We start from the raw sequence: 13,354 nt of genomic DNA, 5'->3' as shown, positions 1-13,354 counted from the left end.
TCCGCGGCCCAGCGGGGATAAATCCCCTCGCCACAACTGCGTCTATTTCTATTTTTGCCTTAAGCAAATAAAAAAGGTGTGGCCACCGACACCACACCTTAGAAGAAAACTTTTCTCAGTTGTAGATCAAACCATCTTCGCCACCACGTTCGGGCGTGGCGACAACAGACTGACCACCACAAAGCTCACCAGCGCCACGCCCAGGCTGTAATAGATCGGCGTGTTGGCGTCCAGGCCATCCTTGAGCATGAAGAACAGCGCCGTCAGAAAGCCCAGAGACATGCTGGTGATCGCCCCCGCCGTGGTGGCGCGTTTCCAGTAGATGGCGCCGATCAGCGGAATCAGCATGCCGCCCACCAACAGGTTGTAGGCCAGGGTCAGGGCGCTGATCACGTCGCTGACCACCAGGGCGATGCCCAACACCACCACGCCCATCAACAGGGTCGCGATGCGGTTTTCATGGGCGTCGCCGCTGGTGTTCTCCCGACCTTGGCGCAGACGGGGCAGCAGGTCCTGGACCACGGTGGTCGAGGCCGCGAGCAGGCCCGCCGCGGCGGTGGACATCAACGCCGCCAGGGCGGCGGCGACCACCAGCCCGCGAATGCCGCTGGGCAGGCTGGTCTGGACCACGCTGGCGAAGGCGTTGTTGACGTTGGCAAGGTCCGGCAGCAACACCTTGGCCGCCATGCCGATCAGCGCCCCGGCCAGGCCGTACAGCACGCAATACAAACCGGCAGCAGTGCCGGCCACTTTGGCCACGCCTTCGCTGCGGGCAGTGAACACCCGCTGCCAGATATCCTGGCCGATGAAGATGCCGAAGAAGTAGATCAGGAAGTAAGTGATGATGGTGTCCCAGCCGATCGCGGTGAAATCGAAGTAGCTGGCCGGCAGTTTTGCCACCATCGCATCCCAGCCGCCGGCGTCCATGATGGACATCGGCATCAGCAGGAACACCAGGCCGACGGTCATGATCAGGAACTGCACGATGTCGGTGAGGGTCAGCGACCACATGCCGCCGATGGTGGAATACAGCACCACCACGCCGCCGCCCACCAGGATGGAAGCCCAGAAGGGCAGGCCGAATAGCACCTGCATGACGGTGCCAATGGCGATGGTCGAGGTGGCACCGATCATCAGTGCGTAAACCAGCATGATCAGCGCACTGGCGTGGCGTGCGGCCGGGTTGTAGCGGCGCTCCAATACCTGGGTGACGGTGTAGATCTTCAGCTTGAGCAACGGCTTGGCCAGGAACAGGCTCAGGCCGACGATCCCCAGGCCGATGGCGCCGCACAGCCAGAACCCGGAAATCCCATGGACATAGCCCAGGCGCACGGTGCCAATGGTGGACGCACCGCCCAGTACGGTGGCGGCCATGGTGCCCAGGTAGAAGCCCGGGCCGAGGTTGCGCCCGGCGACCAGGTAGTCGTCACGGGTTTTGGCGCGGCGCATGCCGTACCAGCCGAGGGCGATCATGCCGGTGGCGTAGATGAGAACGACGATTAAATCCAAAGCCATGATGGCGTGTCTCCGATTGTCTTTTTATAGTGAAGTCGGGGCGTGTGCTGCCTTTGTGGCGAGGGGATTCAGCGAAACGTCGCACCGCCCCGCAGGGCTGCGCAGCAGCCCCAAACACTCAGCTCAATTTGTCTGGCACACCGAGCAATCAGGGGTTGGGACCGCTGCGCGCTCCAGCGGGGATAAATCCCCTCGCCACAGGGTCAGCGCTCGGCTGGCTCTTGTTACGCGGATCATCCGGCCCATACACCGCCTTCGGTTCCGGGAACATCCCGAGCAACACCAGGTACACCACCGAAGCCAGGCCCAGCGTCACCGGCAGGCTGATGTCGATGCCGCCGGCCAGTTCGCCCAGCGGGCCGACGAACTGCCCCGGCAGGTTGACGAAGCACAGCCCGACCAGCGCGCTGGGGATCCAGGCCCCCAGGCCACGCCAGTTCCAGCCGTGGCTGAACCAGTAGCGACCGCCGGTTTCGCCCCGGGTGAACACTTGCAGGTCATCCGGGCAGTAGAAGCCGCGTCGCACCAGCAGGCCGATGATCATGATCACCATCCACGGGGTGGTGCAGGTGATGATCAGCACGGCGAAGGTCGACACGCTCTGCACCAGGTTCGCCGCGAAGCGCCCGATGAAGATGAAGGCAATCGACAGCACGCCAATCAACAGCGTCGCCTTGACCCGCGACAGCACCCGGGGAAATACGCTGGACATGTCCAACCCGGTGCCATACAGCGACGTGGTGCCGGTGGACATGCCGCCGATCACCGCAATCAAGCACACCGGCAGGAAGAACCACGTCGGCGACACAGCCAGTAGCCCGCCCACGTAGTTATTCGCCGCGATGTAGTCCGGCGCCTTGATCGCCACGATGGTGGCGGTGGCGAGGCCGAACAGGAACGGAATCAGCGTCGCCAGTTGCGCGGCGATCACCGCCGCCATGATGCGACGCTTGGGGGTATGGCGCGGGATGTAGCGCGACCAGTCGCCAAGGAACGCGCCGAAGGAGATCGGGTTGCTCATGGCCACCAGCGCCGCGCCGATGAAGGCTGCCCAGAAACCCGGCTGGCCGAGACCGACGGTGCCGGCGAACTGGCTGTCGAAGGCCGGTGCGAAGGCGAAGATGCCCAGCAGGAACAGCAGGCTGGCAGCCCACACGGCGATGCGGTTGACCCACAGCATGAAGCGGAAGCCATAGATGCACACCGTCAGCACCAGCAGGGCGAACAGGCCGTAGGCGAGGCCCAGGCTCAAGTCGGTTTCTGGCACGCCGATCAACCGCTTGGCGCCACCGATCAGCGCGTCCCCCGAACTCCAGACGGACAGCGAGAAGAACGCGATGGCCGTCAGCAGCGACAGGAACGAACCGACGATCCGCCCATGTACGCCGAAGTGCGCGCCGGAAGACACGGCGTTGTTGGTCCCGTTGAGCGGACCGAACAGGCCCATGGGGGCGAGGATGATCGAACCCACCAGCACGCCCAGCACGATCGCCCAGGCCCCTGCCTGGAACGAGAGGCCGAACAGCACCGGGAAACTGCCGAGCACGGCGGTGGCGAAGGTATTGGCGCCGCCGAAGATCAGGCGAAACAGATCCCCCGGGCCGGCGGTTCGTTCGTGGTCCGGAATCTGTTCGACTCCGTTGGTTTCGATTTGCGTAAGGCTGTTGTCGTTATTGTTATGCATGATCTGCTCCGATCATAAAGGCGCGCCCGTCGTGTGCGGGCGTCACCTGTTGCTAAGGGATTGGCAGCCCTTCCGGCATTGCGGACAAATGTTCGTGACAGGCCAGCCATAGGCCTTGTTGTTCTTGGCGAAACACAATGGTCTCGCGCTCCTGGCTAAAGTGTCGCTCCCCTAGCATGCGCAGCTCGGTGGCCACGTCATGGATAAAAACCGCCACGTCTCCTTGCAGGCTGACGAAGGCGTTGGTCGAGGTGCACGAGAGCACCTCGAAACCGTCCTCGGACCGCCAGCGGTCCCACAATGCCTGATAGGCATCGCGCGACAGCAGGGGCTGTTCGAGGGTGTGGAACACGAAGCTTGCATCAACGGTGAACGCGTCGAAGTAGGCGCCACGATCGTTGCGAGCGAAGGCCGACACCAGCTCCGCGGCGGCCCTGAGTACTTGATCTCGTTCGTTCATGACGACACCTCAGCGATGGGCCACGCCGGGCAGTACGCAGAGCATCTCGTACAGCAGGTTGGCGCCCAGCAGCGAGGTGTTGCCGGTGGTGTCGTACGGTGGCGAGACTTCCACCAGATCGCAACCGACCAGGTCGAGGCCCTGGCAGCCGCGCACGATTTCGATGGCCTGGATGGTGGTCAGGCCGCCGATTTCCGGGGTGCCGGTGCCGGGGGCCCAGGCCGGGTCGATGCCGTCGATGTCGAAGCTCAGGTACACCGGGCCGCCGCCGACTTTCTCCCGGACTTCGGCCATCAGCGGTGCCAGGGAATGGTGCCAACACTCTTCGGCCTGAACCACACGAAAGCCCTGGCGGCGGCTCCAGTTGAAGTCATCGGCGGTGTAGCCCTGGGCCCGCAGGCCGATCTGCACCACGCGGTCGCAATCGAGCAAGCCTTCTTCGACGGCGCGGCGGAAGGTGGTGCCATGGGCGATTTTCTCGCCGAACATGTGGTCGTTCACATCGGCATGGGCGTCGATGTGCACCAGGCCGACCTTGCCGTGCTTCTTGTGGATGGCCCGCAGGATCGGCAGGGTGATAGTGTGATCGCCGCCCAGGGTCAGCGGGATGACATTGTGTTCGAGGATCTTGTGGTACGACTCCTCGATAATCCGCACGGCGTCCAGCAGGTTGAAGGTGTTGATCGCCACATCGCCGATGTCGGCGACCGACAGCGAGTCGAACGGTGCGGCACCGGTGGCCATGTTGTAGGGGCGGATCATCACGGATTCGGCGCGGATCTCCCGGGGCCCGAAACGGGTGCCGGCGCGCAGGGAGGTGCCGATGTCCAGCGGTACGCCGACGAACGCAGCGTCCAGCCCGGCGGCAGTAGGTACATGGGGAAGTCGCATCATGGTGGCGATGCCGCCGAAGCGCGGCATTTCGTTGCCGCCCAGTGGTTGGTGAAGAATCTTGTCCACAGGTAGGGCCTCATCGTTTGTTTTAGTTATCAGGGGCCGATTCTGCGAAAAGCCGTGGCCGCGAAGAATCGCTGGGGGCAAATACTTAGTTCAGATTTTTCTAAACTAATGCGGCGCGGGGCGATAGACTCCAGTCCAGAAAAGGCTGGCCCTGATGGATACCCTGTGGCGAGGGGATTTATCCCCGCTGGGGCGCGAAGCGGCCCTAAAAAGAGTCAACTCAATTTGCCCGTTACACCGAGGCGTCAGGATTTAGGGCCGCTTCGCAGCCCTGCGGGGATAAATCCCCTCGCCACAAGGTTTTGCAGTGAACGCCGGTATGGAGAACCCCCAATGACCAACGCTCTACCCGACCTGAAACTGCTGCGCATTTTCGTCAGCGTGGTCCGGCACCAGGGATTCGCCAATGCCCAGCACGAACTCAATCTCTCTACATCGGCCATCAGCACTTACATGAGCCAGCTTGAGTCGGCTTTGGGCCTGGTGCTGTGTCATCGCGGTCGGGGCGGGTTCAGCCTGACCAGCAAGGGTGAGTTGTTTCATCAGGAAACCCTGCGCCTGTTGGGCGAGCTCGAAGGTTTCGAGCAGTACGCCGCAGCCTTGAAGGGTGAATTGCGCGGCACGTTGAACCTGGGGGTGATCGATTCCACCGTCAGCGACAAGGCCCTGCCGTTCGCCGAAGTCATTGGCGCCTACAGCCTTGAGCACCCGGCGGTGCACCTGCACTTGTCGGTCATGAGCCCTTACGAACTGCAACTCGGCGTGCAGGACAACCGCCTGGACCTGGCCATCGGTGCGTTTTCCACGCGCATGAGCGGGTTGGTCTATATGCCGCTGTACCGCGAGCAGCACTGGTTGTATTGCAGCAATCGCCACCCGCTGTTCAATGAACGGCGTATCCCTGAACAGCTCATCACCCAGCAGCGCATGGTCGGGCGCGGTTATTGGAGCCAGGCCGAGCTGGCCCGCCACGGCTTCAAGCACAGCGCCGCGACGGTGGAGAGTATGGAGGCGCAACTGATCCTGGTCTTGTCTGGCGCCTACGTCGGTTATTTACCCGAGCATTACGCCCAGGCCTGGGTCGACAAGGGCGACTTACGGGTGCTGCTGCCGGCCACGTTCGGTTATCAGGCGCCGTTTTCGATGATCATGCGCCGGGGCCGCAGCCGCGAGCCGCTGATCCAGACTTTCCGCGATCTGCTTAAAGCGCAGCTCCATCAGGCCTGAGGTGACGATGTCCAGAATCCACTGCCCGCGCTGCCACAGGCCGCAAAGCCATTGCCTGTGTCCGCTGATCCCCAGTCTCGACAGCCGCACCCGGGTCCTGTTGCTGCAACATCCCAGCGAAGTGAACCACGCCTTGAACACCGCCCGGCTGGCGGCCCTGGGGCTCAACAATGCCGAGTTGATCGTGGGCGAAGTGTTCGAGCATCTGCCTGAGTTGCTCAATCGACCGGGTTATCGGGCCTGCCTGCTGTTTCCCGGCGAGGAGGCGCAGCCGATGCAGGCCTATGGAACGTCCGATGATCCGCTGCTGTTGGTCGTACCGGACGGCACCTGGCGCAAGGCGCGCAAGTTGCTGCACCTCAATCCTTTACTGGCGGCGTTGCCGCGGGTGACGCTGGCCGACGGCGGCGTGTCCCGTTACCGCCTGCGCAAGGCTCCAGGGCCTGGGGCGTTGTCGACGGTGGAGGCGATTGTCCAGGCGTTGCAGGTACTGGAGGCGCCGATGAGTTTCGAGCCGTTGCTCAGACCGTTCGAGGCGTTGATCGAGGGACAGATCGCGGCGATGGGGGAGGAGACTTACCAGCGTAATCACACCCACTGATGATCGTTCCCACGCTCCGCGTGGGAATGCCGCCAGGGACGCTCAGCGTCCTCCCAAGCGTGACGCAGAGCGTCACAGGATGCGTGCCCACGCAGAGCGTGGGAACGATCAGGCCATTACCGCTCGCGCATCGCCTCGGTCCGCGCCTTCAACACTGGCTTGAGCAGGTAATCCAGCACACTTTTCTCCCCAGTAATAATGTCCACCGTCGCCACCATCCCCGGGATGATCAGCAGCGGTTTGGTGTCGCCACCTAAATGGTTCTTATCGGTGCGCACCTGGATCAGGTAGAAGCTGTTGCCCTTGTCGTCGGTGATGGTGTCGGCGCCGATCAGTTCGAGCCGGGCGCTGAGTCCGCCGTAGATCGTGTAGTCGTAGGCGCTGAACTTGACCATGGCTTTCTGGCCCGGATTCAGGAAGGCAACGTCCTGTGGACGGACCTTGGCTTCGATCAGCAGGTTGTCTTCCATGGGCACGATTTCCACCATGTCGCTGCCCGGCTGCACCACGCCGCCGATGGTGTTGACCTTGAGCTGCTTGATCACCCCATGCACCGGTGAGACCACGGTGGTGCGGGTCACGCGGTCGTCGATGGCGATGCTCGACGCGGTGATCTTCGACAGGTCCGTGCGTTTCTCGTTGAGCTCCTTGGCCGCGTCGGAGCGGAACGTCTGTTCCGATTCGTCGATCTTGCTCTTGATTTCGTTGATTGCCGATTCCGCCCGCGGAATCGCCAGGGTGGTGGCGTTGAGCGAGCCGCGGATCTCCACCGCGCTGCGCTTGAGCCGCAGGATTTCCACCGGTGATACCGCCCCGGTGCTCACCAGCGGCGCGGACATGTTCATTTCCTCTTGCAGCAGGGCCAGGCTGGAACTGAACTGGCCTTGCTTGGAACGAAATTCCGCCAGCTCCTGGGTCTTCTGCCGCAGTTGTTCGGTCAGGGTCCGCTGTTCGCTGGCCAGGCGCCGTTGTCGTTGCTCATACAGCGAGCGCTCGTCCTCGGCCACTTGCGGAGCGTTGGCGGTCACCTCGGCCGATACCTGGAACGGCCGCCCCTCGGCTTCCGCCGACAGGCGCTGGACCTGGGCCATCAAGGCATAGCGGTCGGCCTCGCTCTCGCCCTTGTTCGACCGATACCGCGTATCGTCCAGGCGCAGCAGGGTGTCGCCCTTGTTCACCATCTGGCCTTCGCGGACAAAAATCTCGGTGACGATGCCGCCCTCCAGGTTCTGGATCACCTGGACCTTGCTCGAGGGGATCGCCTTGCCCTCGCCGGTGGTCACTTCCTGCAGAATCGCCAGTTTCGCCCAGACCAGTGCGGTGACGATCAGCCCGGCGGCCAGCCATACGGTGACGCGGGATCGGCGGGGTGAATCCTGCAGCGCCGCACCGGCGGTTTCCGGCATGAACTCGCTTTCGGCACTTTTGCTGAAACTGCCGAAGTAGCTTCGGGCGGCTTGATCGGATGTTTGGGCAGACATGGGGATACCCGTCGGTTAAGTGAAGTAATGCTGGGCACGGCTTTTGTGGCGAGGGGATAAATCCCCTCGCCACAGGGGCCGGTGGTGTTTGCTAAACCGTTCCGGAACCCACCCGCCCCTTGCGCAGCGCATCAATCACCACTTCTTTAGGCCCGTCCGCGACGATCCGGCCGTTGTCCAGCACCACCAGGCGATCCACCAGGCTCAGCATCGAGGTGCGATGGGTGACCAGCAGCAAGGTCTTGCCCTGGATGTGGGTGTGGAGTTTTTGTCGCAAGGCGTCTTCGCTGCTGTTGTCCATGGCGCTGGTGGGTTCGTCCAACAGCAGGATCGGTGGATCGAGCAGCAGGGCTCGGGCCAGCAGCACAGCCTGGCGCTGGCCGCCGGAGAGCAGTTGGCCGCGTTCTCCCACCGGGCGGTCGAAGCCCTGGGGATGTTGGCGGGCCAGTTCGCTGACGCCGGTCAGTTCCGCCACCTCGAGCATGCGGGCATCGCTGATGTAGCGGGCGCCGAGGGTCAGGTTATCGCGCAGGCTGCCAGCCAGCAGCGGCAGGTCATGGGCAACATAGCCGATCTGTTGGCGCAGGTCGGCAATGTCCAGTTGCCGCAGGTCCAGACCGTCGAGCAGCAACTGGCCCTCCTGCGGTTCATAGAATCCCATCACCAGACGCGCCAGGGTGCTCTTGCCCGAGCCGCTGCGACCGATGATCCCGACCCGTTCGCCGGCCTTGAGATGGAAACTCGCGCTCGACAGCGCCGGTGTGCTCTGGTCGTTGTAGTGGAACGTCACGCCTTGGACGTCCAGCGCACCTTGCAATTGGGTGCGGTCCAGGGGCCGCTGCTTGGCATCGCGTTCCTGGGGCAATGCCATCAGGGCGTCGGTGCTGCGCATGGTGAGTTGGGCCTGCTGGTAACGGGTGATCAACCCGGCGATCTGCCCCAGTGGCGCCAGGACCCGGCTGCCCAGCATATAGGACGCCACCAGCGCACCGACACTGAGGTTGCCGGCGATGATGCTGTAGACCCCGGCGACGATGGTGGTCATGCCGGCCAGTTGTTGCAGGAACAGGGTGCCGTTGGTCGCAAGCGCCGAGAGGCTGCGTGCGTGGCTGTCCAGGCGGGTGAGGGCGCCATGGGTGCTTTCCCATTGGTGCTGGCGCTCGCTTTCCGCGCTGCAGGCCTTGAGGGTTTCCAGGCCGCCGAGGGTTTCGATCAGCAAGGCCTGGCGCTGGGCCCCCAGAGCCAGGCTTTTTTGTACGGTGTCGCGCAGGCGCACCTGGATGATCATCGCGAAGATCACCGTGATCGGGAACGCCACCACCGGAATGACCACCAGCCAGCCCCCCAGCAAGCCGATCACCAGCAGCATCAGCATGGCAAAGGGCAGGTCGATCAGGCTGGTGAGGGTCACGGCGGTGAGGAATTCCCGCAGGCCCTGGAAGTCATGGATGCTCTGGGCGAACCCGCCGATGGTCACCGGCCGGGCCTTCATCGCCATGCCGGTGATGCGTTCGAACAGGGTGGCGGAGAGAATCACGTCGGTTTTCTTGCCGGCGCTGTCCAGCAGGTGGGCGCGCACCACCCGCAGCACCAGTTCGAAGCCGGTGCCGATCAACAGTCCCACGGCCAACACCCACAGGGTCGATGTGGCCTGGTTCGGCACCACGCGATCGTAGGTCTGCATGACGAACAACGGCACCATCAGCCCCAGCAGGTTGATGAGCAGACTCGCCAGGATCGCATCGCTGTACAGCCAGCGGGACAGTTTCAAGGTGTCGCGAAACCACGCTTCGACCCGTGGTACCAGGGGCGAACGCAGGTCTTCAAGTTCATGGCGTGGCCGGGCGAATAGCGCCTGGCCACTGTAGTCGGTGATCAGTTCATCGCGGCCGACCCACTGCTCGCCGCCGTCGGCTTCACAGGGCAGGATCAGTGCCCGGCCGTCCTCGTGCCAGCGTCGCAAGACCGCGCAACGACCACCGGCCAGGATCAGCATCACCGGCAGATTGAGCGGTGAAATCTCGGTCAGGCCACGGCGTAGCAGCCGCGCCTGCAAACCGGCTCGGGCCGCTGCACGAGGCAGCAGGTCCAGGCTCAGCCGTTGGTGCGCCATTGGGAGCCCGGCGCTCAGGCTGGCGCGGCTGACCGTCGCGCCATGGAGTTTGCAGAGGATCAACAGACCATCCAGCAGAGGGTCATCGAAGCTCAGGCGCGGGTCGGCGCCGGGGATAGCGGGTTCCATGCTGGTCACATCGATCGCTCCCAGTGGGCTACTTCAATTCGGGCAGCCGTGCTTCGCTTTTGACTTCGGTCTGGGCGATGGCGTCGGCCGGCAGCACGATCCGTTGTTTGCTCAACAACAGGCCCATGTTCGCCAGCACCCGGTACATCGAGTATTCCTCGGTGTAGCGCACTTCGGTGTAGCGACGGTTGGCGTTGTACAGCTCGTTTTCGCTGTCGAGCAAGTCGAGCAGGGTCCGCTGGCCGAGGCCGAACTGATCCTGGTAGGCGGCGCGCACCCGTGCGGTGGTGTCGGCGTATTCCCGGGCGGTGGGGGTCTGTTTGCGAGCGTTGAGCATCGCGTTCCAGGCCAGACGCGTATCTTCGTTGAGCTGGCGCAGGGCGTTGTTGCGAATGTCCATGGCCTGGTCGATCTGGTGCGCGTTGGACGCCAGCCGTGCCTTGTCGCTACCGCCGCGGAACAGGTTGTAGTTCATCACCACACCGACCCGCCAATTGTTGTCATGACCTTCTTCGCCACCGATGTTGTTATTGGCGCCCACCGCGGCCTCGGCGTCGAAGCGCGGGTAGAACGGCGACTTGGCCACTTCATACTGGCTCTCGGCGGACTGCACGTCGGCCTGGGCCGATTTCAGGTACGGGTGGTTGTCCACCATGCTCTGCTGGGCTTCGCGCAGGTCGGCGGGCATTTCCCCTTTGGTCGACGGCGGTGTTTCCAGCTCATCGGGCATGCGTCCGACCACGCTGTAGAAGTTCGCCTCGGCGTCGGCCAGGTCGACCTGGGCGGTGTCGTAGTTGTTTTCCGCCAGTGCCCGACGGGCATTGGACTGGTCTGAGTCGGCCGTGCTGCCCACCCCGCGCTGGGTGCGCAGGCCGATCTGGTCGTTGACACGCAGGTGCGCCTGCAGGTTGTTCTTGGCCAGGGTCACCAGTTCCCGCCGCTTGAGCACTTCGAGGTAGACCTCGATGGTGCGCAGGGCCAGGTCCTGGGCGGTGCCTTGTGCGTAATAGGCCCGGGAATTGACCACGCCCTTGGTGCGCTCCACCTCATTGCTGGTATTGAACCCGTCAAAGAGCATCTGCCGCAGGCGCAGCTCCGACTGGGTGTAGTTCAGGGTGTTGGTGTTGTGATTACCCTGTGCACGGGTGTTGGGGTTGTCGCTATAGCCACGGCCGTAGCCGGCATTCAAATCCACCGATGGAAAGAAGCCCCCTCTAGCGACCTTGACGTCTTCATTGGCCGACAGACGGCTGTCTACCCGTTGCGCTAATTCCGGGTGAGTCGCGATGGTGCTCTGGATCGCTTCGGTCAGCGACATGGCCTGCGCAGCAGAAGAGCAGGCCATGGCCAGCAAAACGGCGCTGCAAAGAGGGGATAAAACGCGCATGGGGTACATCTCCTGGGGGTTGTTGTGCTTCTGTGTCGCCAGAATATTGACGTATTTAAGATCAAAACCGTTTCAACCTTGTAACAACACAGCTAAGAACATCCTGAGAGAAACCTAAGAAGAATTTTTCATAATGCTTATGCCGAAAAAAACTTATGTGCCCGAAAAAAAGCGGCACATTGTTCAGGGAGAAACGCTTTGAAAATGCGGGCTCTGACGGCTTTTAGACGTCAAATAAAAGTTCCATCGCAATTGTGAAACAACATGAAGAGGTGCCGACCGGGCTGAGTGCGAAGGCGTTTTAAGCGACGTTTTTTTGTCACTATGGCAAATAGCTAGCGCTTCTGGAGCCAGCCAAAGCTGGCAGATTTTCCAGATTTCTTGGCCGCCCCCGAGCACGAATTTCTTCACCTAAAACAGGTGCCGACTGCGGTTGGCAACGGAGGAATGCACATGGCAGCGCTCATCGGTACCGTCAGCAAGATTGTGGGGCAGGTTTTCGCAGAAACGATCGCAGGCCAGCGGCGACCGCTGGTCGAAGGGGATCGACTGTATGCCGGTGAGCACCTGATCACCGGTGCCGAAGGGGCGGTGGCCGTACACCTTGCCAACGGCCAGGACCTGACCTTGGGCCGTGAAAGCAACCTGACACTCTCCACGCAGTTGCTCGCCCACCAGGCTCCCCATGTCGATGCACCTGAAGAGTTAACCCCGACCACCGGGCAACTGACCGATGTGCAGAAACTGCAGCAAGCCATCGCCGCCGGTGCCGACCCGACCCAGACCGGTGAAGCCACGGCTGCTGGCCCCGGTGCCGGTAATGCACCCGGCGCCTTGGGTGGAGGGCACAGCTTCGTCCTGCTGGAGGAGGTGGGCGGCACCGTTGCACCGCAGATCGGCTTCCCTACGGCCGGGTTCAATGGGATTCCCGAGTTTCCGCTGGTACGTCTGGCTGGCGATGGGAATGACAATGGCGACAATCAAACCGTGCCCCCCGTGACCCCTGAACCACCGGACAATCCCGTGACCCTCGACGGCCTGAACGTGGAAGGTGGCGAGCTGACCGCCAACGAGGCCAACCTGCCCGACGGCTCGGCCAGCAATCCGGGTGCATTGGTACAAAGTGGCACTTTTACCGTCAACGCACCGGACGGGCTGAGCAGCCTGAGCATCGGCGGCATCAGCGTGATCAACGGCGGCGTTCCCGCAGGGTTTCCTCAGGCTATCACCACGGCACTGGGCAATACCTTGACCATCACCGGGTACAACCCCACCACCGGAGTGGTCAGCTACACCTACACTCTGCTCGACAATGAAATCCATCCTGCCGGCGACGGTGCCAATACCCTCACCGAACAGTTCCCGGTCGTGGCCGTGGACACCGACGGCGACAGCGTCACCGGCACCCTGGACGTCAACATCACCGACGACGTGCCCCAGGCGATCGACGACAACAACGCCAACACCGCATCGGAAACCTTGGTCACCCTCACCGGCAGCGTATTGCCCAACGACCACCAGGGCGCCGACCGCATTCCCACCGGTCCCGACAGCGGGCCGATCATCGGCGGGACGTTCACTGGCACTTACGGCACCCTGGTGCTCAACCCCAACGGTACATACACCTACACCCTGGACACCAGCGACCCGCAATTCGTGGCGCTGCACGGCGGGGGAAGCGGTACCGAAACCTTCACCTACACCCTGACCGATGCGGATGGCGATACCAGCACTGCGAACCTGGTGCTGCAAATACACAACAACGACGATCCGGTGATCATCAGCGGCCTGGACACC

10 protein-coding genes are annotated in these 13,354 nt (G+C 62.7%); 3 read left to right on the top strand and 7 right to left on the bottom strand.

Annotated elements, in window-relative coordinates:
• Positions 1–126: 126 nt before the first annotated feature.
• The 4 genes from FGE05_RS29210 to speB form a co-directional block, all read right to left on the bottom strand.
• A complete protein-coding gene (locus tag FGE05_RS29210) occupies positions 127–1,515 on the bottom strand; it encodes a sodium:solute symporter (RefSeq protein WP_139650389.1) in 1,389 nt (462 codons plus the stop codon).
• Between the two features lie 148 nt (positions 1,516–1,663).
• Positions 1,664–3,202: a cytosine permease gene (locus FGE05_RS29205; protein WP_257225751.1), complete on the bottom strand. Its 1,539-nt coding sequence runs from the start codon at positions 3,200–3,202 to the stop codon at positions 1,664–1,666.
• Between the two features lie 49 nt (positions 3,203–3,251).
• Positions 3,252–3,659 (bottom strand): nuclear transport factor 2 family protein, encoded by a 408-nt coding sequence (locus tag FGE05_RS29200; RefSeq protein WP_139650387.1) that lies wholly within the window; start codon positions 3,657–3,659, stop codon positions 3,252–3,254.
• A 9-nt stretch (positions 3,660–3,668) separates the two neighbouring features.
• Positions 3,669–4,619, bottom strand: coding sequence for an agmatinase (gene speB / locus FGE05_RS29195; protein ID WP_024779101.1), 951 nt, complete (start codon positions 4,617–4,619; stop codon positions 3,669–3,671).
• Positions 4,620–4,952: 333 nt separating this feature from the next.
• Between speB and FGE05_RS29190 the strand changes: the two genes are divergently transcribed.
• Positions 4,953–5,846 (top strand): LysR family transcriptional regulator, encoded by an 894-nt coding sequence (locus FGE05_RS29190; RefSeq protein WP_139650386.1) that lies wholly within the window; start codon positions 4,953–4,955, stop codon positions 5,844–5,846.
• 7 nt (positions 5,847–5,853) lie between these two features.
• Complete coding sequence (locus FGE05_RS29185) at positions 5,854–6,447, top strand: tRNA-uridine aminocarboxypropyltransferase (RefSeq protein ID WP_139650385.1); 594 nt, start codon at positions 5,854–5,856, stop codon at positions 6,445–6,447.
• A 116-nt stretch (positions 6,448–6,563) separates the two neighbouring features.
• Here FGE05_RS29185 and FGE05_RS29180 read toward each other — a convergent pair whose 3' ends face one another.
• The 3 genes from FGE05_RS29180 to FGE05_RS29170 form a co-directional block, all read right to left on the bottom strand.
• Complete coding sequence (locus tag FGE05_RS29180; RefSeq protein ID WP_139650384.1) at positions 6,564–7,928, bottom strand: HlyD family type I secretion periplasmic adaptor subunit; 1,365 nt, start codon at positions 7,926–7,928, stop codon at positions 6,564–6,566.
• A gap of 91 nt (positions 7,929–8,019) precedes the next feature.
• Positions 8,020–10,179, bottom strand: coding sequence for a type I secretion system permease/ATPase (locus FGE05_RS29175; RefSeq protein ID WP_139650383.1), 2,160 nt, complete (start codon positions 10,177–10,179; stop codon positions 8,020–8,022).
• 19 nt (positions 10,180–10,198) lie between these two features.
• On the bottom strand, positions 10,199–11,557 hold the full coding sequence (locus tag FGE05_RS29170; RefSeq protein ID WP_139650382.1) for a TolC family outer membrane protein: 1,359 nt from the start codon (positions 11,555–11,557) through the stop codon (positions 10,199–10,201).
• 453 nt (positions 11,558–12,010) lie between these two features.
• Between FGE05_RS29170 and FGE05_RS29165 the strand changes: the two genes are divergently transcribed.
• Positions 12,011–13,354: retention module-containing protein (locus FGE05_RS29165; RefSeq protein WP_139650381.1), on the top strand; the 1,344-nt coding region annotated here is incomplete at its 3' end.

The organism is Pseudomonas sp. ICMP22404 (assembly GCF_006227205.1).
Taxonomy (GTDB): Bacteria; Pseudomonadota; Gammaproteobacteria; order Pseudomonadales; family Pseudomonadaceae; genus Aquipseudomonas.
Note: the sequence above shows the minus strand (reverse complement) of the source record. Positions and strands in the feature narration are given on the sequence as shown.